Below are 20760 nucleotides of genomic sequence, written 5' to 3'. Positions count from 1 at the left end.
GAAAAAACGACGTTGCGCGAACACGTGGAAACGCGAACAATTACGGTCAATTTCACCTCTGTACCGGATGAGCGTAATTACCCGATACATATCGGCAACGGGGTCCTATCGCAGTCCGACCTTATTTTGAGCCATTTGCCGAAGAAGCGGGTAGCGATTGTAACCAATACGATTGTGGCGCCCTTGTATCTGGAGAAGCTTTCCGCCATGCTGGAGGGCCAGGGCGTGGCGCCGGTCCCCATCATTCTTCCAGATGGCGAGAAGTACAAGAATTGGGAAACGCTGAATCTCATTTTTGATGCGCTTCTTGCTCAGCGCTGTGAACGCAGTACCCCCATCGTCGCGCTTGGCGGTGGAGTGGTGGGCGACCTTACAGGATTCGCCGCTGCGACTTATCTGCGAGGCGTACCCTTTATTCAAATTCCAACCACGCTTCTGGCACAGGTTGACTCTTCCGTAGGGGGAAAAACGGGCATAAACCATCCTCTTGGCAAAAACATGATCGGCGCTTTTTATCAGCCACGGGTGGTTCTGGCAGACACGGCTACGCTGGATACCTTGCCGGAGAGAGAGTTGCGCGCCGGTGTCGCCGAGATCATCAAGTATGGCCTTATCCGCGATTCCATTTTTCTGGAATGGCTGGAAGTGAATATGGCGAAGCTTCTTGCCAGGGATGCGACGGTACTGATCGAAGCAGTACGTCGGAGTTGTATGCACAAGGCGGAAATTGTTGAGGCTGACGAGCGTGAAAGTGGAGTCCGAGCACTGCTGAACCTTGGACATACATTCGGCCATGCTATCGAAAATGCGATGGGCTACGGCAAGTGGCTTCACGGAGAGGCGGTGGCGGCGGGTACGATGCTGGCGGCTGAATTGTCGCAGCGTTTGCATATGATGGGCAAAGATGACGTCGAGCGGATTCGGAAACTCTACCTGCGGGCCGGACTTCCCACAGTTGCCCCGAACCTTGGTACCAAAAAATACTTGCACTTGATGGGGCTGGACAAGAAAGTGGAGGGTGGAAAGCTGCGCTTCGTTTTGCTTAAACGAATCGGCGAAGCGGTGGTTCGCTCGGATGTGCCCGCAGAAATGCTCGCCCGAACACTGGTGGAATGCACCCACGATGCATGAGTTGGCGCCATACGCGGTCTCGCAGGCGAATTCTCGCGGTCGCCGGCTCGCCGAAGAATCCTCTCGGGGGCGCACTCCGTTCCAGCGCGACCGGGATCGCATCATTCATTCGACGGCCTTCCGGCGACTTGAGTACAAGACCCAGGTTTTCGTAAATCATGAGGGAGACTTGTTCCGCACCCGCCTGACGCACAGCCTGGAAGTCGCGCAAATTGGCCGCTCCATCGCCCGCAATCTTCAGCTTAATGAAGATTTGGTGGAAGCCATTGCTCTCGCGCATGATCTGGGTCATACGCCATTTGGCCACGCCGGGCAGGATGCGCTCAATGGATGCATGAAAGACCATGGGGGTTTTGAGCACAATCTTCAATCCCTGAGGGTAGTGGATGTGCTGGAAGAACACTACGGGGCATTTGATGGCTTGAATCTGTGCTTTGAAACGCGAGAAGGCATCCTCAAGCATTGCGCCAGGAAAAATGCACAAAGACTCGGGGATGTAGGTGAACGTTTTCTAAAGGATCAGCGACCTTCGCTGGAAGCTCAACTGGCTAATCTTGCAGACGAAATTGCTTATAACAATCATGATGTCGACGATGGCCTGCGCTCCGGGCTTATTACTCAGGAGCAGCTTGCGGAAGTAGATATCTTTGCACGACACCTGGCCATGGCCAAAAAACATTACCCTCAAATCTCCGGGCGGCGTCTGGTTCATGAAACGGTTCGGCGCATGATCAACACATTGGTAGGGGATTTGACCAGGCAAAGCGCAATGAACATTTCCGAGGCCCGTCCCGATAGCTTGCCAGCTGTAAGGGAGGCGCCTGCACTGATAGGTTTCAGCGACAAAATACGGCAGGAACAGCAGGAGCTGAAAAAGTTTCTTCGGGACAATCTCTACCGCCACTATAAAGTGGCCCGCATGAGCGCAAAGGCCCGGCATACAGTCGAAATGCTCTTCAATGCTTTTAACCTGGATATACAATTGCTTCCCCCCATATTTCAGTCGAAATACCTTCAGGACGAGCATCAGGCGATTGCAGATTATATTGCAGGCATGACTGATCGTTATGCGATACGAGAATACCGGCGACTGTTTGCAATTGAAGAGAATTGAGGGCACCTCCGTCTGCTCCGGTTCTGTAATTGCTCGATAAGTCCTGGAAAAAATACCTTTTCGAGGTATTTCAAATCCCGCAACATCAGGCTCAGGTGATATCGGAACATCGGTCGTTGCCCGATCGCCGCGAATTGCGGCAGGGATCGTGTACCCGGAAGCTAATCGCTGGTAAAATAAGGCGATTTGGGAGTAGGCAGTGTCGGCGGTATCGGGCGACCTTGTCAGGTAGGCCGGGACGGCACGGCGGATATGGTTTGATCCACCGCGCTGGATTCTGCGAAATTGTGGGGATTAATAGAATCGAATGACGAAATTGAAAAACGACACCCTGTTGCGGGCTCTGCTTCGGCAACCTGCCGATTACACGCCGGTGTGGCTGATGCGGCAGGCCGGCCGTTACCTGCCGGAATACAATCAGACGCGTGCTCGTGCAGGCAGCTTTCTTGACCTGTGCAAGAATCCCGATTTCGCCACTGAAGTTACCATGCAGCCTCTCGCGCGCTTTCCGCTGGACGCTGCAATACTGTTTTCCGATATTCTGACAATTCCTGACGCGATGGGGCTGGGACTTTATTTCGCTGACGGCGAAGGACCCAAGTTCGAGCGACCTTTGCGAGAGGAATGGGAAATTCGTGCGCTTACAGTACCTGATCCCTGGGTGCATTTACGGTATGTGATGGATGCGGTTTCACAAATTCGCAGGACTCTCGACAACAGTGTTCCACTGATCGGCTTTTCCGGTAGTCCCTTTACGCTTGCATGCTATATGGTGGAGGGATGTGGCGGAACCGATTTCCGTCAAATCAAGACCATGTTGTACCAGCGGCCCGATTTGCTGCACCACATTCTCGATATCAACGCCCAGGCGGTAACCAGCTACCTTAATGCCCAGATCGAATCCGGGGCTCAGGTCGCGATGATTTTTGATACTTGGGGCGGGGCACTGTCACATGCTGCTTACCAGGAATTTTCCTTGCGTTACATTGGTCAAATACTTGCAGGGCTGAAACGTGAACAAGGCGGGGAACGAATTCCCAGCATTGTCTTTACAAAAGGTGGCGGGCTATGGCTGGAAAGCATCGCTAACAGCGGCTGCGATGCAGTCGGGCTGGATTGGACCGTTAACATCGGCGAGGCTCGCCGGCGCGTGGGTGACAAGGTTGCCCTGCAGGGAAATCTCGACCCTGCCGTATTGTTTTCCACACCGGAGGTGATAACTGCGGAAGTCGAGAAAATCCTTTCCAGTTACGGCAAGGGCAACGGTCATGTTTTCAATCTTGGTCACGGAATTTCACAGTTCACCCCTCCGGAGAATGCCCGGACGCTGGTGGACGCAGTTCACGCCATCAGCCGCAAACAACGCCAGTCCGACGGCGGCAGATAGAGGAGTTGGGTAACGAGGCAGGTGTATGGAAAGAGTCGTTGTTCCAATGAGGGGTTCTTTCTTAATAGTCGCGTAATACTGCGCGCAAATTTTTTGGAAGGGCTATCTTCTCGTGCATATACTAATTATCGAAGATGATCCGGCGATAGCCAGTAATCTCTACGATTTTCTGGAAGCCCGGGGTCACAGCGTCGATGCTGCGGCCGATGGCATAACGGGTCTTTATCTCGCTGTTACTCAGCGGTTCGACGGAATCCTGCTTGATATCGGATTACCCGGCGCGGACGGCCTCACGCTATGCCGAAAGCTTCGCCAGGAAGCCAATCTTGATACGCCGGTGCTGATGCTGACAGCGCGCGATACACTGGAGGACAAGTTGAAGGGTTTCGACTGCGGTGCTGACGATTATCTGGTCAAGCCATTCGCACTGAAAGAAGTTGAAGCGCGTCTGGTGGCCATGCACAAACGCAGGAAGGGCAAGGTTACCAGCCGCACGCTCGAAACTGACGATCTTTCATTCGACCCGAAAACATTGTCTATTCGCTTTGCAGGCGCAAGCGTCAAACTACCACCCAAGTGTATCGGATTGCTTGCGGTAATTATGGATGAGCCAGGGCGTGTTTTCAGCCGCAAGGAGCTCGAAACGGAGGTGTGGGGCGATGTGCAGGAAACCAGTGATACCCTGCGAAGTCATATGCACGAACTGCGGCGTGCGTTAACCCGGGCTGGTGGCTATGATCCCATTGAAACGGTTCATGGTCTTGGCTATCGCTTAGCGACTCGTGCCCGGACTTAAGCGCGGTTTACGCCTTCGCGTCGCGCTGGCATTCGCCGTATTCTGCATCGTTGTCGTAGGCACTCTCGGGGTCAGTCTTTATATTGCCTCCGACGATATCGAAGAAGCGCACATTGAGCAGATCATCGAAACCGAGATGGACTATCTGCTCCAGCGCTACCGCGAGAGCGCCGATTTCGTTCCGCAAGAGGGGTCCAACCTCGAAAAATACATTATCCATGATCCTGCAGAGGAATCCCGGCTCCCCTCGCACCTGCAAGGGCTCAATTACAGGCGCCACAAGGTGTTCCGCGGGCCTGAGGAGGTCCGCGTCGCGGTACACCACGTCGATGGAGTCAAGTTTCTCGTCGCTTACGAAGTCGGGCTGCACGACCAGCGACAGCAGGAGCTGAGACTACTCATCGTTCTATCCCTTATATCGGTGGTAGGCGTTGCGCTTTTGGTAGGGTATCTGCTGGCAGGCGTACTCGTCAAACAAGTGACTGATCTCGCCGAGCAGGTAAGGCATCTTGCGCCTGGAGATGTGCAGGGACCCACCCTTACCCAGCCGGGTCAGGATGAGGAAGTGGCGCAGCTTGCCCGCGCGCTCGACGACTATCAGAACCGCATTACACGCATGCTGAGACGCGAGCAGGAATTTACTGCCAATATAAGCCATGAGCTGCGCACACCTATTACCACCGTACTGACGAGTTGCGAGTTGCTTTTCACCGAGCCGGATTTGTCCGAAAGAGCGCGGGCGCGCATAAGGATGATCGAGGCTGCGGCTACCCGCATGGGCGAGCAATTGCAAGCTTTGTTATTCCTTGCCCGGGAGCAGGCTCTGGGTATCAAAGAGCCTGTTGCTCTCGCAGAGTGCGTGTACGACGCGGCAGAACCCGTATGCGGGGATATCTATCGGAAGCATCTCACTTTCGAGGTTGCCGTAGAACCAAACGCTGTCCTCACCCTGAACCGGCAGGCGCTCCATACCGCTCTGGTAAACCTTCTTCGCAATGCCGTGCAATATACAAACAGCGGCTTCATACGGGTGAATTTCAGCGGCAACCGCCTGTCTATTTCCGATTCCGGCATTGGCATCGAACCTAGCTACCTGCCTCTTCTTTATGAGCGCTTCTTCCGTGGGTCAACCCAGGGTGAGGGTCTTGGGATTGGACTTGCGATAGTCAAGCGCATCTGTGACCACTATGGATGGCGCATTGAAGTCGAAAGTACCCCCGGTTGCGGTGCGACTTTTCATATCGTATTCCCCTGAAAATCGCTGTCCTGAAGCCTGAGCAGCGATTTGGCTGTCAGGCCGACAGGCAGTGCATTAAAGCCCTGTGGTTTTTCCCGGCTCAGCGAGTTGCCACGAATCCATCTCCGCTACTTTCCCTGTTCTTGAACTGCCAGGCTTTTATACCGGTTAAGCCACAGAAACACGCTTTCCAGCCGGCGCCGATGCTTGTTTAAACCCTGTTTATGTGTAGTGTTTGTCTTCACGAATTCTTCACAAAGCGTGTGTTAATTTGATACCTGAGTAAATTCCTCTGTTATTTTAAGTCGATGAATCGAGTTTGTTTTAATTAAAGGGAATCCTATTAACAGGTCAGAACGCGTCACGAAGGAGAGGAGTAAAAACTATGCCAGCAGCAATAGACAAAGGTGGAAATGTACAGAAAGAGGGAAAGAGGATCGGGTTAGTGATGGATTCTCCAAAACAGTTTGTGACCTCCGGCGCCGCCGCAACTGCAGTGAGCGCACCGGCTAGTCTAGATAAGCGAGCGGATATCAGTGCGGTTCACGTAGAACTGACCGAAACCAAGGCAGAGGCTCCAACTTCTTCGTTTGATGAAGCGGAAGCGCTCCATGACCTGAAGCACTATTTGCCCTCGCAGGCTCCGCTGAAAGACTTTATTCATCATAATACATTACACGCCTTCCAGGACTATCCCTTCCATGAGGGAACGCGTCGCGCAAAAAAAATATTCGGATATTTTCCTTCTCTTCAACTCCGTGAATATAGAGACCTGTACGAAGCCGGACGTATTCGCAAGGATATTCTTGAGCGGATTATCTCCGAGCAGAAGGGTGCACAGTATCTTGAGGATTGGATGCAGCGGCTGCTTGAGAAGGAATATGACGATTCCGTTTCCCCCAGAATAGGCAAACTGAGGGCGAACTGGAAGCGCCATTATCCTATTGACCTGGACCTGATGGTTCACCCGCTTCTGTTCAGAATCCTGTGCAGCTTTCTCGATCAGGGAATTTCAATATGGGGCTTTCCAATCGGCCACAAGGGTTTTCTCGCCGCCATAAAGGAAATGGAGGAAAAGAGCTTTACCAGCTTCTTCAAGACGAAGAGAGCTAAAAAGCTTTTGGTATCCGGAAACCACAAGTTGGAGGATTTGCTCAAGCTCCTGGTGGGGGATGAGACGCTCTACACGCAGTATCTGTTTGACCAGCAGTTTGCCCATCCGGGTTGGTCGGGCATGGTGTCTGCCGTCGAGGATCAGCCTGCCTCTCTCCTGAATCCGAAGAACATTACTGTTCATGACTTGGTTATCTTCGAGCTTTTGCTCGAGATCGACGCGCTCGACTCCTATTTCGGCGAAAGCTGGCAACCCATTGCCCGCATTCTGAAAGAGCGGCCCCAACCGTTGTTCGACGATGTGCCCGAGACTGAGGTCGATACGGTTCTTTCCCTGTGGCAGGATGCTTTCGAGTGGACGTACTACGACCAGGTGTTGGCCGGAATAGCTTTGCAGGACAAGTCCTGGGAAAGAAAGATCGAAAACAGAAGTTTCCAGACATTCTTCTGCATCGATGACCGGTTGACATCGTTCCGCCGGTACCTCGAGCAACTTGATCCGGATTGCGAAACGTTTACCACCGCCGGATTTTTTAACGTCGAGCTGTACTATCAGCCGGAGAACGGCAAGTTTTACACGAAATGCTGTCCCGCGCCGGTCTTCCCCAAATTCCTGGTCAAGGAAATCGGCAACAAGCAGAAGATAAAGAAGGAAGTGCATTTTTCCAAGCTTACGCATTCGCTTTTCCAGGGCTGGTTTATCTCCCAAACAATCGGGTTTGTGTCGGCCCTGAGACTGGCCTTGAACGTATTCAAGCCGGGTGCGATGCCCGCCATGGCCTCCTCTTATTCACACGTGGACAAGAACGCGAGGCTCACCATTGAAAACAAGGACCCGAGCGACACGGAAAATGGATTGCAGATTGGCTACACCGTCGATGACATGATCCAGCGCGTTCAGGGTGTCCTGACCAGTACGGGGTTGAACGGCGTAGATAAAACCTTCGCTCCCATCGTTTACATGATTGGCCACGGAGCATCCAGCGTAAACAACCCTCACTATACCGCCTATGACTGTGGCGCATGCGGTGGGCGGCCCGGATCGGTGAATGCCAGGACGTTTTGTTACATGGCAAACCACCCCAAGGTAAGGGAAGCGCTCAAAGAACGGGGCGTCGTTATCCCGCCTGAAACCCAGTTCCTCCCGGGTCTGCACGACACCACGCGTGACGAAGTCGCGTTCTTCGATGAAGATATTCTCTCCGAGGAAAACGCTGCCAGGCACAGGAGAAACACGCTTGTCATCAACGAAGCGCTCGATCTCCACGCAAAGGAACGGTCCAGAAGGTTGGTATCTATCGATACCAAAATGAGCCCGAAGGAGATTCATGAGGAAATCCGAAGGAGAGCGGTTTCGCTGTTCGAACCCAGGCCTGAGCTCAATCATGCGACGAACGCGGTAAGTATTATCGGCAGACGGAGCATTACCGAAAACCTCTTCCTGGACAGGCGCGCGTCGACCAGCACCTATGACTACCGGACCGATCCTGAAGGTAAGTTCCTCACCATGTCCATGGGCCCCATTGCGTTGGTTATGGGCGGTATTGACCTCGAGTATTTTTTCTCCCGGACCGACAACCATAAGATGGGCGCGGGAACAAAACTGCCGCACAACGTCATGGGCCTGATCGGGGTGGCCAATGGGGCTGACGGCGACTTGAGGACTGGTTTGCCCAGCCAAATGATCGAGATCCACGACCCAGTTCGTCTCCTGGTCATCATCGAACATTATCCCGAGGTGGCATTGAAGGTGATCAAGTCGCAGAAGGCAAACTATTCGTTCTATGAAAACTACTGGGTGCATTGTTTGGCATTGCATCCTGACACAGGTGAGCTTTGGCTGTACAAGGACGGTGATTTCTCGAAGATTTACAAACCCCTGTTGAAAGATCTGGAAACCGTATCGGATCTGAATGCGTTGATGGAACAGGCCAAGAAAGCGGAATCGATCGAAACCCTGGATGCGGTTCAAGAGAATCTACCCGTCTACTTTATCGAGAAGAAGGAGAAGGCAAAAAAATGACGACACTGCTAACCTCGCTGCTTGGGCTATTCATATTCATCCCGCTGGTCGGGTTTGCGCTCACCATGCTCGTGCCGAAAAAGAATGAGGATGCCATTTCGTGGATAGCCTACCTCACTGTCGGTTCGCACATGGTTTTGGCCTGGGTATTCCTGGTCCTCTGGCTGATCGACGGCCACCCGACGTTCCAGACAATTGAGCTTGTCCTGTATGACGCGGAAAGTTACAGGTTTTTCATTTCATTCTATTTCGACAAAATCACCGCGGTTTATCTATTCGTCGGTTCCTTCCTCTGTTTTCTGGTTACCGTCTACTCCAGGTGGTACCTTCATCGCGAAAGGGGGTACAAGCGGTTTTTCAACACGATCCTGTTCTTTTACATCGGCTACAACACCATTATTTTCTCCGGTAATTTCGAAACGCTCTTCATCGGTTGGGAAGTTCTGGGAATCACGTCCTTCCTCCTGATCGGGTTCTACAGGGAGCGGTACCTGCCGGTAAAAAATGCGCTCAAGGTATTCACGGTGTTCCGTGTCGCAGATATGGGTCTGATCCTGGTCATATGGATGAGCCATCATCTATGGCATGAGAACATCACGTTCTCGAAGCTGATGGAACCGGAGTTGGTTGCTCAGACTCTTGAGAGCGACACGACGCTGGGGATGCTGATCGGATTGATGCTTTTACTGGCCGCCGCGGTGAAATCCGGTCAACTCCCGTTCTCTTCCTGGGTGCCCCGGGCAATGGAAGGACCCACTCCATCAAGTGCGATCTTCTATGGCTCGCTTTCGGTTCACTTAGGGGTCTTCCTGCTCTTGAGAACGTTCCCATTCTGGGAAAACCAGCCCGTTGTGGTAGCGCTTGTAATTCTTCTTGGCGTGGCGACAGCCGTAGTCGCGACCCTTATTTCACGCGTGCAGTCCTCGATCAAGACGCAGATTGCCTACTCTTCGGTGGCGCAGATCGGCATCATTTTCGTGGAAGTGGCGTTAGGGTTTTATGATCTTGCCTTGCTCCATACCGCAGGAAATGCATTCCTGCGGACGTATCAGCTTCTGGTTTCGCCATCGGCTGTGACCTTCCTGCTCCGCGACCAGTTCTACAACTTTGTTCCAAGGGAGTATATCGACAAACACTCCACATCCAAGCAGATCGAGTACGGTGCCTATATGCTGAGCGTGAAGGAGTTCAACCTCGATTCGTTCATGTATGTTTTCTTCTGGGACCCTGTGAAATGGATAGGCAGAAAGCTGAACCTGGTGTTATCCGGGACCACCGGTTTCGTTATCGCTACCGCATTTTTCCTCGCCGGTCTCGCCTGTCTGTTCTACGAGCAATCCCTGTCGGCCGGAGTCCAGCAATTCCTCCCGACACTATTTGCCTTCATCGCCCTGATCGTCGTGCTGAAGTCTTTCTCGGAAAGAATGAGTCCGCAGTTGAGCTGGTACTTCGTTGTCATGAATCATCTCTGGATCGCGCTCGCCATCTCGTTCTACGACGAGGTGACGACCCGGGAGATCGTCATTTATATAAGTGGCATCCTCCTTTCAGGTCTTGTGGGATACGCGTGTTTGGCACAACTGAAATCACTCGAGCGGGGGGTGGATCTGAAGGACCCTCAGGGTCAGGGTCATGTGTATGAATATCCCGGACAGGCTTTCGTTTTCCTGCTTGCGTGTTTAGGGTTGATGGGTTTTCCCATTACCCCATCATTTCTGGGGATAGACTTGATTTTCACTCATATTCACACAGATCAGATCGTGTTTGCGGTCATTCTTGCCCTGAGCTTCATCATAGTGGGGCTCTCGCTGGTAAGAATCTACTCCCGAATTTACCTCGGGCCCCACGCCAAGACTTATCATGCCGTTCCGTTTAAAAATTCATGACGTGGACAATGGTTAAGTTAAGCGGATTAAGGTAAAGGTAGCGCAGTCCCGGAGGCGCCCGCGTATGTATGTCAATCACGCAGAACGCGGCCCTGCGAATTTCGGGCGAGTCACTGGCTGATGAAAGAGGAGAATGAAGCCTACCTGTTTTTGATATAACAGGTAGGCCGGTGATCTTTGTGGCAGATTTCCTGACTCCTGCTCTACCTGGTACAGCGTAACAGTGAGTGGCGTCTCAGACGAGCATGACACTCAAGTTTAAATAGTCAGTGCGATTGGAAGAAGGGTGTGCAAATCGCAGGGTTGAATGATGGAAATGTTTGTTTTAATGTTTGACTCCATGCAAAGGAGAGAAATATGCATCCTGCCGCCGAAAACCTGACATATGTCCAAAGAGCGATGGGGATTGTACGGGCAGCCGCATTACTGCGGAGGCGCTTCATTGCCGGGACATTTATTTTTGGAAGCTTAACAACACCGGGTTTGGCGTATTTCAACCCTTCGGGATAAATCCAGTCGCGAAGAATGCGCGGAACGTATCAAACACGAAAAGCAAGTGCAAAACATTATTAAAACCCGTGTTTTTAATTGGGACATTAAAATCCAAATGAATGGGAGCGACATCTGATGAGTTCTACGAATAGTTCTACTGCTAAATTGACAATTCCGAAAGACGGCCTGCCGGGCATGATAGAGAACTTCCGGTACGATTTTATGGCCGGGTTCTTTGTTTTCCTGCTGGCGCTGCCGTTAAGTCTGGGTATCGCCAAGGCCGGTGATTTTCCGCCCGCGATGGGTGTACTTACCGCGATGATAGGAGGCCTGGTTGTTGCGTTTTTTGCCGGTTCACACCTGACCATCAAAGGTCCTGCAGCGGGTTTGATTACTATTGTCGCGGGATGCGTAGCTGAAGTTGGTGGCGGGCCTGAAGGGTGGAAAATGGCCCTGGGAGTCATGGTCGTAGCGGGTGCGCTTCAGGTTGTCATCGGTTTCATGAAGGCTGGCTCGCTGAGCGATTTCTTCCCATTATCCGCGGTACATGGAATGCTGGCTGCCATCGGGCTTATCATCATATCCAAACAGGCTCATATCCTGTTGGGAATAGACCCCGCGACACTGGCCGGAATGGGCCCCGTGAGGCTGTATGCGGAAATTCCCAATTCGATCATGAATCCGAATGGTCCGGTCGCAATGATCGGATTACTCAGTCTGGTTATCCTGTTCGGATTGCCCATGATAAAAAATCCCTTAGTGAAGAAAATTCCAGCTCCAATGCTTGTATTGCTGATAGCGATCCCAGCTGCCATGGTTCTGGATTTCAAGGGAACGCAACCGGCCCACATCCTGGTTCATATCGGTGATTTCTGGAAGGAAATCGCTTTTAATGCCGACTTCTCACAAATTGGAACGGGGGTATTCTGGAAATATGTAATCATGTTTCTTCTGGTTGGAAGCCTTGAGTCATGCCTGACGGTAAAGGCCATTGACAGCCTGGATCCATGGAGGCGTCAGTCGAATTTCAACAAGGATTTGATTGCGGTTGGGGCAGGCAATACGCTTGCAGCGGTAGTCGGTGGGTCCCCAATGATATCTGAAGTCGCACGTAGCTCGGCAAATGTCGGTTTCGGGGCGCGCACTCGCTGGGCCAATTTCTTTCACGGCTTCTGCTTGTTCATCTCGATGCTATTGATGATTCCGGTAATCGAGATGATTCCCAACACCGCCCTTGCGGCCATGTTGGTCTTTGTGGGATATCGTCTTGCATCGCCTGGCTTGTTTTTCAAGACTTATAAAATCGGCAGCGAGCAACTGACCATCTTCCTGGTCACTATTGCCACGACGGTTGCCACTGATTTGCTCGTGGGCATTGCTGCGGGTATCGCAGTCAAGTTCGTCTTTCATATCGTAAACGGGGCTTCATTAGGTAACATTTTCAAGGCCCGTTATCAGTTGAAGGAAAGCGAAACGCAATACTATATGAACGTTCAGGACGCGGCCATATTTTCGAATCTGATCGGTTTCAAGAAAGTGCTTACCCGATTCAAGCCGGGCAAAGAAGTAGTTCTTGATTTCGGCCAGGCTACATTGGTCGACCATACTTTCATGGAATTTCTAGAACATTTCGAAGAGCAATATATCGAGACCGGCGGCTCGGTAACTGTCAAGGGTTTTGAGCGATTTGAACCGTTCTCCAGTCATCCGCTTGCTGGAAGGAAAGTCAAAAAACAGAAAGTCGGCGAAACAACAACGCAGTCACTTGGGGGGGGTTAGCCCAAGCGCATCAAGCCGAAAGTAGCGTGCGAAGGCTCCCTGTCTGCTCAACGCGGGCGGGGAGCCTTTGCTTTTGGCGCTGACTTTGCGCGAGGGGTAAGGTGACCCGCCGAACGGGTTATGTATATTGTCTCGGGATATAAACTCATGGTGTGAAGCGTCGTGAGCTTTAGATAGGCGAGGGAAGGAAAGCGGAGCGAGCTCAGGCTCGGAATGCAACTGAAACAAACGGGTAAACGCGATTCGCAGCCAGTCCTGGAAAGATTCTAGGGCTGGGCGTTGGGCTTGAGGATAGAGGTCGCACCGGGCGGGGGCCTCCATGACATGATCAGCTTGCGGTAAAAATCAAGGCGGCGCGGATCGATTTTTCCTTCCCCCACCGCATGAAGCAGGGCGCAACCGGGTTCGCCTATATGACAGCAATTGTTGAATTTACATTGGCCGATGTAACGATGAAATTCCTTGAATCCCCATACGAGTTCTTCGCTGCTTATATGCTGCAAGCCGAATTGCTGCACCCCGGGGGAATCTATAATGCCGCTGGTTTCGTCGAGCTGATAAAGCCGCGCATGAGTCGTCGTGTGACGCCCGGTATCAAGCGTGGTGGATATTTCAGCGGTGGCGCGTTCAGCTGCGGGGATCAGGGCGTTGATCAGGGTTGACTTCCCCATTCCAGATTGCCCCACTAACGCGCTGAGGTGGCCTCGTAGATAGGGCAGAAGGGGTTCAATATCGGTCTTCGCGCTGAGCTGTAGCAGGGAATAGCCCAGTCTTTCGTAGAGCAAAAGCGTCGCAAACGCGGCGCGCGTGGGTTCGGAGAGGTCAGCCTTATTGAGTACGATCAGCGCCTTGATGTGCTGATTTTCGGCGGCAACGAGACAGCGATTTATCAATTCCTCGCTGAAGCTGGGTACCGCGGCCACCACGATGACTAGCTGTGTCACATTGGCGGCGATTAATTTGTCGCGGGAGCTGTCGCTGCGATGCAGTAGCGTACGGCGTGGCAGGATGGTTTCAATTACGCCCTGGCCTGGGCTCGTCAGCCGGATCTCTACCTGGTCGCCACACGCCGCGCCACCTTTTCTCCCACGCAATACACAAGGAAGCGCTATATCAGTCGCTGTTTTAACGAGAAAATGCCTGCCATACGCGGCAACTATTTCTCCTCGAATGGGAGATGAAATCGGGGAGCGGCAGGCTGAACTCAAATCTGGAACAAGGTGTCGATTTTGGCGGCACAGATAAAATCATTCTCGGACAGGCCGCTGATTGCGTGAGTCGTGTATTCAACACTGCATTTGTTGTAACCGACCATCATGTCCGGGTGATGATCCTCCCGATGCGAAATCCACGCAACGGTGTTCACGAAAGCAATGGTCTGGTAGTAATTCTTGAAATGGTAGTCTTTACGAATTACCTTCTCGAAAAACTCCCATCCTTCGAGTTGCTGCATCAGCACGGTTATTTCCGCGGGCGAAAGCGGCGGCATATTGCCTTCGCATGGCTTGCACTGCTTTGTTGCGAGATCATTGGCGGTGATATTCATTAATACTCCTGCTCGTCAGTGTTAAATCGTTAACCAAATCTTACCAAAACGCCCGGCAGTACAGATATGCTTTAAGCCCTTATGATGCCGCATCCAGGCACGTCATAATGTCGGTCAATCTGATTGGAAGAATGCTGAAACACACGATAAACGTCAATTATGCGCCAGGTTTTCCAGTCGCGCTATTCTCATCGACGCTGGAGGATGGGAATCGTAGAACGCCGAATGGAGCGGATCCGGAGTGAGGGTAGCAGCATTATCCTGATAGAGTTTAGTTAGCGCGCGTATCAGGTCGGAGGCAGAAGCGGTATGCGCCGCATACTCGTCGGCCTCGAATTCGTGCTTGCGGGAATACAGGCTCGCCAACGGCTGAAACAGAAATGTGAAAATGGGCATGACCATGAAAAACAGCAGCAGCGCAATCGCGGTGGAAGGCACCGATGAAACAGAAACACCGAGTCCCTCGTAAAACCAGCGCTGCTCCATCAGGTAGCCCAGACCCCATAAAAAAATGAGGCTCATCGCAAAGCTCCAGGCAATCCGTTTAATTACATGACGGCGTTTGAAATGGCCGAGTTCATGCGCCAGCACCGCTTCAACTTCGGCCGGATCGAGGCGAGAAAGCAAAGTGTCAAAAAAAACGATCCGCTTGGTCTTGCCGAAACCGGTAAAATAAGCATTACCATGGTTGCTGCGGCGCGAACCATCCATTACGAAAAGACCGCTGGATTTGAAGCCGCATTTTCGCATCAATTGCTCGATGCGCTCTTTAAGCGGAGCATCTTCAAGCGGGGTGAATTTGTTGAAAATTGGCGCTATCCAGGTTGGAAAAATGGCGAGAACCATCAGGTTGAAGCCCATCCATGCAATCCAGGCATAAAGCCACCAGCCTGGTCCCGCTTCTTCCATCAGCCATACAACGCAAAATAGCAGTGGCGCCCCAAGTAGCACGCCCAATAGGGTCCGTTTGATCAAGTCCAGAAAAAACATGCGCAACGTCATTTTGTTGAAACCAAACTGCTGCTCAATGACGAATGTCCGATAATAACTTATGGGAAGTTCTACCACGCTCATTATCAATACCGTGCTCACGATAAGCGCCATGCCGTGCAGGAGCGGATCGGCGAGCCAGCCCGACCAGAAAGCAGCCAGGGCGTTCAAGCCACCTCCCAGGGTAAACACCAGTAAAAGCACGGCTTCCAGCAATATGCCGACGTACCTCAGCCGCGTCTTGGCACAAGTATAGTCGGCCGCCTTCCGGTGCGCCTCCAGGTCGATCCGGGATGAAAAAGTCTCTGGCACGCGGTCCCGGTGGGCGAGAACATGACGGATCTGCCTCGTTGCCAGCCACCACTGCGTCAAAACTGTGAGCGTCAGCGCTGCAAGAAATATAACTGTGAAAGTTTGCATGGTTGCGGCGAGAGTGATGAAAGGTGACGGGTCAAAAGCGATATGACACAATCGCACGTTGAAAATTCTGGAAAGCGGTTCAATTATGTCACAAGAGAGCACTAACCTTATCTGGATAGATATGGAAATGAGCGGGCTGAGTCCAGAAACGGATCAGATTCTGGAGGTCGCGCTGGTTATAACCGATTCCCAGCTGAACATACTGGCGGAAGCACCGGTATTGGTGTTATTCCAACCGGAAGTCGTGCTGGATGGCATGGACAACTGGAACAAGTCCACTCATTCCAGATCGGGCCTGATTGATAAAGTTAGGGCATCCAGCCTGGCAGAAGCGCAGGCGGAGTCGCTTATGATCGAGTTTCTGCAGGAGCACATAGCACCGGGGGTCTCTCCCATGTGCGGCAATTCCATCTGTCAGGATCGCCGGTTTCTGGCGCGCCGCATGCCCCGGCTGGAGGCGTATTTTCATTATCGTAATCTCGACGTAAGCAGCCTCAAGGAATTGGTGAAACGTTGGCGGCCCGAAATCCTTCCTGGCTTGACAAAGCAATGCAAGCACGAGGCGCTGGCGGATATTCATGATTCCATCGTTGAGATGAGATACTATCGCGAGCACTTTATCAAGGCATAGCGGCAAAGTGCCGGAAAAACAAAATTGACTTGACTGCGTGCTTTCCCGGTTGAGATATCCCTCCAAACCCGTTTCAAGGAAACTCGAGTATGCCTCCAGGCACCGCATTTACGATCGCTGTCACTCCGAAAATCCCACCCCGTCTCGCACGCCTTGAAGAACTGGCCAATGACCTCTGGTACAGCTGGGATCGCTCTACCCGCTCGTTATTCTCGTCCCTGGACCATGCTTTGTGGGGGGCGGTCGGGCACAATCCGAAAGCTTTTCTCAAGCGCGTGGATGAGTCGAAACTGCTCAGGGCGGCAGAGGATCGCGTCTTCCTTGCTCACTACAACAGCGTACTGTCGGCTTATGATTTCTATCATTCCGGACCCCCAGAAGATTGCGCCCACACCGGCTTGAGCTCCAGCGATCAGGTTGCCTACTTTTGTTTCGAGTTCGGCTTTCACGTGAGCTTTCCAATTTATTCGGGCGGCCTCGGCATTCTTGCCGGCGATCATTGCAAGGCAGCGAGCGACGTGCGCTTGCCGTTGGTCGGCGTTGGACTACTCTATCGTCAAGGGTATTTTTCCCAGACAATAGATAGTGAGGGTAACCAGCAAGTCATATATGCGGATTCGGACTTTGAGGATTTGCCGGTCACGCCGGTCCTGCACGGTAACGGTTCTGAAGTGCGAGTTGAAGTGGAGATGCCGCAACGCAAGGTGGTCGCGAAGATATGGCGCGCCAAAATAGGGCATGTCACGCTTTATCTGCTTGATACCGATCTTCCTGAAAATTCGCAGGCTGATCGCGATATCACGCACCAGCTCTACGGCGGCGACAGGACGATGCGTATCGAGCAGGAGATTCTCCTGGGCGTTGGCGGCACGCGCGCACTGCGGGAAATGGGAATAAGGCCCACGGTATGGCATATAAACGAGGGTCATGCCGCGTTCATGGTGCTTGAACGCATGCGGGACCTCGTGCGGCAGGGACTGCCGTTTCCCACTGCGCTGGAGGCGGTGGCGGCAAACACGATATTCACTACCCATACCGCTGTGCCGGCGGGGCACGATCACTTCAGCGATGATATGATGACCGGATATTTCGAGGGATTTTATAATGACCTGGGAATTTCCAGGGACGACTTTCTCGCCCTGGGCCGCGCTCCGGACAGCAATGATTTCAACATGACCGCGCTCGCCATTCGCGGTTCGCGCTTCCAAAATGGAGTAAGCAAGATACACGGCAATGTGTCGGCACGAATTTGCAGGCACTTGTGGCCGCAGATCGAGCCGGAAGAAAACCCGGTTGCCTATATTACAAACGGTGTGCATGTCCCGACCTTTCTGGCGCCGGAATGGGCGGATTTATTCGACCGCTATCTCGGTCACGAATGGCGCAACAATATTTGTGACGCCAAGTATTGGTCCCGTATCGAGGCAATTCCTGATCACTTATTCTGGAGCGTGCGGCAAACGCTGAAGTCCCAGATGTTTTATGGCGTGCGTGCTCGCCTTGCCCTGCAAAATTCGCGCAATCACGGGTCTGAAGCACATCTCGACCGTCTGCTACGATTCACTGATCCTGTTAATCCGAATATTCTGACAATCGGTTTTGCCCGGCGCTTTGCTACCTACAAACGTGCGACGCTGTTATTCGAGGATCTCGACTGGCTGCGTAGAATCGTGCTTCATCAGGAGCGGCCCGTGATGATGATTTTTGCGGGCAAGGCGCACCCGGCCGATGTGCCGGGGCAGGACCTGATCCGGCGGGTCAGCGAGATTGCACGGTTGCCTGAGTTCCAGGGGCAAATTCTGCTGGTCGAGGACTATGATTTACGCCTCGCCCGGCGGCTGGTGGCGGGGGTGGACGTGTGGCTCAACAGTCCCGTGTATCCATTGGAGGCAAGCGGTACTTCAGGCATGAAAGCAGCAATAAACGGCGGCCTTAACCTGAGCGTACTCGATGGCTGGTGGGGAGAAGGCTATAACGGGAAGAATGGCTGGGCAATCAAGCGAGGGCCGGAAAATATGGCTCCCCACCTTCGTGATAAGGAAGACAGTACCGACTTTTACGAAACACTGCAGGATCATGTGGTTCCACTCTATTATAACCGTGACAAGCTGGGGTACTCGCCGGAGTGGATTAAAATGGCTAAGAACTCGATGATATCGTTACTGCCGCGCTTCAGCGCCGGACGCATGGTAGGCGAGTATGCTCAAAACTTCTACGTGCCGGCCAGCAGGCAAGGATCACATTACGCCACCGCTGACTATAGCGGCGCACAAAAGGTTGCCGACTGGAAAGCTTTTGTGAGGAACGCATGGTGGGGTGTCGCCATCCGGCGCCTTGATGCGCCTGCCAACCGTATCAGCTTCGGCGATACCGTGTATTTTGACGTTGCAATAAGGCTGAATGGGCTCAAACCGGAGGATGTGATCGTGGAGTTGCTGATAGGCCCTCAGCTCCCCCACGCTACCATAAGCGATTTCAAGCACTATAAATTTGAATGTACCGGTGCTGAAGAATCCGATGAGCAGAGGTTTACATTGAATCTAGCGGTGAGTTTGTGCGGCAAGCTGGACTATCGTATTCGCGTTTACCCATATCACCCTTTATTGACGCATCCTCTTGAAATGGGGATGATGTTGTGGCTATAAACCCGCTTCGTCATTCACGTTCCGGATTCTTGCGCTTCAGCAACTTCGGGATACTTCCTGTAATTCAGGATAGCAGGGACAAGTAGATTTTTCGGTAGGCTTCCGCGCTTGCGCGCCAGCTGAAATCCTTGGCCATGCCATTTCTCATTAATTGGCGCCAGACCGTCTTATCATGGTAGGTGTCCACGGTGCGCCGTATAGCGCCGAGAAGATTACCGGAAGTCATGTCATTGAATAAAAAACCACTGGCGCTTCTGTCGGTCAACGTTGCCGGGGCGCAGTCGACCACCGTGTCACATAGTCCACCTGTGGCATGAACCAGCGGGGGCGTACCGTAGCGCTGGCTATACATCTGGTTCAGGCCGCAAGGCTCGAAGCGGGAAGGCATCAGGAAACTATCAGCGCCAGCCTCGATCAAATGAGCCAGTTTTTCATCGAAACCGATACGCACCGCAATGGTACCCGAACGATTTTTCGCAATCCTGGCGAGTTCCTGCTCCAGTATTGCGTCACCGCTGCCGAGAATCGCCAATTGGGCGGGTAAATCAGCTATCTGTGGCGCTATTTTCAGCAATAGATCATAACCTTTTTGATGGGTAAACCGGCCTACGGCGCCGAACAACGGAGTATCCGCCTCGATTCTCAGCCCCAGCAGCTGCTGTAAGGCAATCTTGTTATCGGCTTTGGCTGCGAGATTGGTAATCGCGTAATTTCGCGCAATATGGGGATCGGTCGAAGGGTTCCATTCAGACGCAATGCCATTGACGATTCCACTGATATGCTCATGCCGTGCGGCGAGCAAGCCTTCCATGCCGAAGCCCAGCGGCTCCGTCTGAATTTCACGGGCGTAAGTGGGACTTACGGTAGAGACGTGGTTGGCGTAATAGAGCCCGCCTTTCAGAAATGACATGCTGCCATAGTACTCCAGCCCATTCATATCAAAACTTTCGGTGGGCAAACCCAGTTCAGCGACGGTATCGGGAGGAAATGTTCCCTGAAAAGCGAGATTGTGTATCGTCATCAGCGACGCCGCTTTTTCACCTGAATGGAAATGGAGGTATGCAGGCACCAGTCCGCTCTGCCAGTCATTGCAATGAACGACTTGCGGACGCCAGAAAAGTGGACTTGCATCGCTCGCCAGAAGTGCGCCGATTTTTGAGAGAAGGCCAAAACGCAGCGCATTATCAGTCCAGCTGCGGCCGGAGGTGTCCGTGTACGGGCCTCCTTCCCTGCAGAAGAGCACAGGACAATCGATGATGAATAGTGGAAGACGCGCAGGCCCGTTCTCCCCTCCGCACCCATCCGATGGCAACTTGGCCGATAGCAGTACCGATGGCGGAAATGGGGCCTGGTCAGGGAATTCCGCTATTTTTTGTTTGTTTTTCAGTCCGGCCAAAACCTGAGGATAACCCGGGATAAGCACGCGCGCGTCGAGCTTCAGCTCGCGCAAAGCCGCGGGTAACGCGGCGCTCACATCACCCAATCCCCCGGTTTTGTTCAGAGGATAGATCTCTGGTGTGACAAACAGAACGTTAAGACCGTTGTGCGCCATGATGGAATGTAATAGCCA

General features: G+C 52.7%; 14 protein-coding genes. 10 read left to right on the top strand and 4 right to left on the bottom strand.

What is annotated here, in order from left to right; genetic code table 11:
• Positions 1 to 24: 24 nt before the first annotated feature.
• From aroB to BMZ14_RS05620, 8 genes are all read left to right on the top strand, one after another.
• A complete protein-coding gene (gene aroB, locus BMZ14_RS05655; RefSeq protein ID WP_177186938.1) occupies positions 25 to 1131 on the top strand; it encodes a 3-dehydroquinate synthase in 1107 nt (368 codons plus the stop codon).
• Positions 1124 to 2245 carry a deoxyguanosinetriphosphate triphosphohydrolase gene (locus tag BMZ14_RS05650; RefSeq protein WP_074795695.1) on the top strand — a complete coding sequence of 374 codons (1122 nt, stop codon included), beginning with the start codon at positions 1124 to 1126 and terminating at the stop codon, positions 2243 to 2245. Before aroB ends, BMZ14_RS05650 begins: the two co-directional genes overlap by 8 nt.
• Positions 2246 to 2552: 307 nt before the next feature.
• The gene (hemE, locus tag BMZ14_RS05645; RefSeq protein ID WP_074795693.1) at positions 2553 to 3632 is read left to right on the top strand and encodes a uroporphyrinogen decarboxylase; all 1080 of its coding nucleotides are present in this window, start codon (positions 2553 to 2555) and stop codon (positions 3630 to 3632) included.
• 112 nt (positions 3633 to 3744) lie between these two features.
• Entirely contained in the window at positions 3745 to 4428 is a 684-nt protein-coding gene (locus BMZ14_RS05640; protein WP_074795691.1) for a response regulator transcription factor, read from the top strand.
• Positions 4415 to 5683, top strand: coding sequence for a sensor histidine kinase (locus tag BMZ14_RS05635; protein ID WP_074795689.1), 1269 nt, complete (start codon positions 4415 to 4417; stop codon positions 5681 to 5683). The genes BMZ14_RS05640 and BMZ14_RS05635 overlap by 14 nt, the downstream gene beginning before the upstream one ends.
• A 367-nt stretch (positions 5684 to 6050) precedes the next feature.
• On the top strand, positions 6051 to 8801 hold the full coding sequence (locus tag BMZ14_RS05630) for a YbcC family protein (RefSeq protein ID WP_074795687.1): 2751 nt from the start codon (positions 6051 to 6053) through the stop codon (positions 8799 to 8801).
• Complete coding sequence (locus tag BMZ14_RS05625) at positions 8798 to 10687, top strand: proton-conducting transporter transmembrane domain-containing protein (protein WP_074795685.1); 1890 nt, start codon at positions 8798 to 8800, stop codon at positions 10685 to 10687. Before BMZ14_RS05630 ends, BMZ14_RS05625 begins: the two co-directional genes overlap by 4 nt.
• Positions 10688 to 11314: 627 nt before the next feature.
• Positions 11315 to 12958: a SulP family inorganic anion transporter gene (locus BMZ14_RS05620; RefSeq protein WP_074795683.1), complete on the top strand. Its 1644-nt coding sequence runs from the start codon at positions 11315 to 11317 to the stop codon at positions 12956 to 12958.
• 266 nt (positions 12959 to 13224) lie between these two features.
• On the opposite strand, the gene rsgA is transcribed toward BMZ14_RS05620, so the two are convergent.
• The 3 genes from rsgA to BMZ14_RS05605 form a co-directional block, all read right to left on the bottom strand.
• Positions 13225 to 14142, bottom strand: coding sequence for a ribosome small subunit-dependent GTPase A (gene rsgA, locus BMZ14_RS05615; RefSeq protein ID WP_256208476.1), 918 nt, complete (start codon positions 14140 to 14142; stop codon positions 13225 to 13227).
• Between the two features lie 20 nt (positions 14143 to 14162).
• On the bottom strand, positions 14163 to 14504 hold the full coding sequence (locus BMZ14_RS05610) for a 4a-hydroxytetrahydrobiopterin dehydratase (RefSeq protein WP_074795679.1): 342 nt from the start codon (positions 14502 to 14504) through the stop codon (positions 14163 to 14165).
• 153 nt (positions 14505 to 14657) lie between these two features.
• Positions 14658 to 15914, bottom strand: coding sequence for a M48 family metallopeptidase (locus BMZ14_RS05605; protein WP_074795677.1), 1257 nt, complete (start codon positions 15912 to 15914; stop codon positions 14658 to 14660).
• Between the two features lie 85 nt (positions 15915 to 15999).
• Between BMZ14_RS05605 and orn the strand changes: the two genes are divergently transcribed.
• Positions 16000 to 16545 (top strand): oligoribonuclease, encoded by a 546-nt coding sequence (orn, locus tag BMZ14_RS05600; RefSeq protein ID WP_074795675.1) that lies wholly within the window; start codon positions 16000 to 16002, stop codon positions 16543 to 16545.
• Between the two features lie 89 nt (positions 16546 to 16634).
• Positions 16635 to 19190 (top strand): alpha-glucan family phosphorylase, encoded by a 2556-nt coding sequence (gene glgP / locus BMZ14_RS05595; protein ID WP_074795673.1) that lies wholly within the window; start codon positions 16635 to 16637, stop codon positions 19188 to 19190.
• Between the two features lie 64 nt (positions 19191 to 19254).
• Here glgP and glgA read toward each other — a convergent pair whose 3' ends face one another.
• Positions 19255 to 20742, bottom strand: coding sequence for a glycogen synthase GlgA (gene glgA, locus BMZ14_RS05590; protein WP_074795671.1), 1488 nt, complete (start codon positions 20740 to 20742; stop codon positions 19255 to 19257).
• Positions 20743 to 20760: the final 18 nt, after the last annotated feature.

This window comes from Nitrosospira briensis (assembly GCF_900115125.1).
GTDB lineage: Bacteria > Pseudomonadota > Gammaproteobacteria > Burkholderiales > Nitrosomonadaceae > Nitrosospira > Nitrosospira briensis_A.
The sequence above is the reverse complement of the archived record's forward strand: the minus strand, read 5'-3'. Positions and strand labels throughout refer to the sequence as shown.

What these genes read in the sequence shown, in the direction of transcription:
- BMZ14_RS05620 (WP_074795683.1), top strand. Translation starts at nt 11,315, where the DNA reads ATGAGTTCTACGAATAGTTCTACTGCTAAATTGACAATTCCGAAAGAC.
- BMZ14_RS05625 (WP_074795685.1), top strand. Translation starts at nt 8,798, where the DNA reads ATGACGACACTGCTAACCTCGCTGCTTGGGCTATTCATATTCATCCCG.
- BMZ14_RS05605 (WP_074795677.1), bottom strand. Translation starts at nt 15,914, where the DNA reads ATGCAAACTTTCACAGTTATATTTCTTGCAGCGCTGACGCTCACAGTT.
- hemE (WP_074795693.1), top strand. Translation starts at nt 2,553, where the DNA reads ATGACGAAATTGAAAAACGACACCCTGTTGCGGGCTCTGCTTCGGCAA.
- glgP (WP_074795673.1), top strand. Translation starts at nt 16,635, where the DNA reads ATGCCTCCAGGCACCGCATTTACGATCGCTGTCACTCCGAAAATCCCA.
- glgA (WP_074795671.1), bottom strand. Translation starts at nt 20,742, where the DNA reads ATGGCGCACAACGGTCTTAACGTTCTGTTTGTCACACCAGAGATCTAT.
- BMZ14_RS05630 (WP_074795687.1), top strand. Translation starts at nt 6,051, where the DNA reads ATGCCAGCAGCAATAGACAAAGGTGGAAATGTACAGAAAGAGGGAAAG.
- orn (WP_074795675.1), top strand. Translation starts at nt 16,000, where the DNA reads ATGTCACAAGAGAGCACTAACCTTATCTGGATAGATATGGAAATGAGC.
- BMZ14_RS05650 (WP_074795695.1), top strand. Translation starts at nt 1,124, where the DNA reads ATGCATGAGTTGGCGCCATACGCGGTCTCGCAGGCGAATTCTCGCGGT.
- BMZ14_RS05610 (WP_074795679.1), bottom strand. Translation starts at nt 14,504, where the DNA reads ATGAATATCACCGCCAATGATCTCGCAACAAAGCAGTGCAAGCCATGC.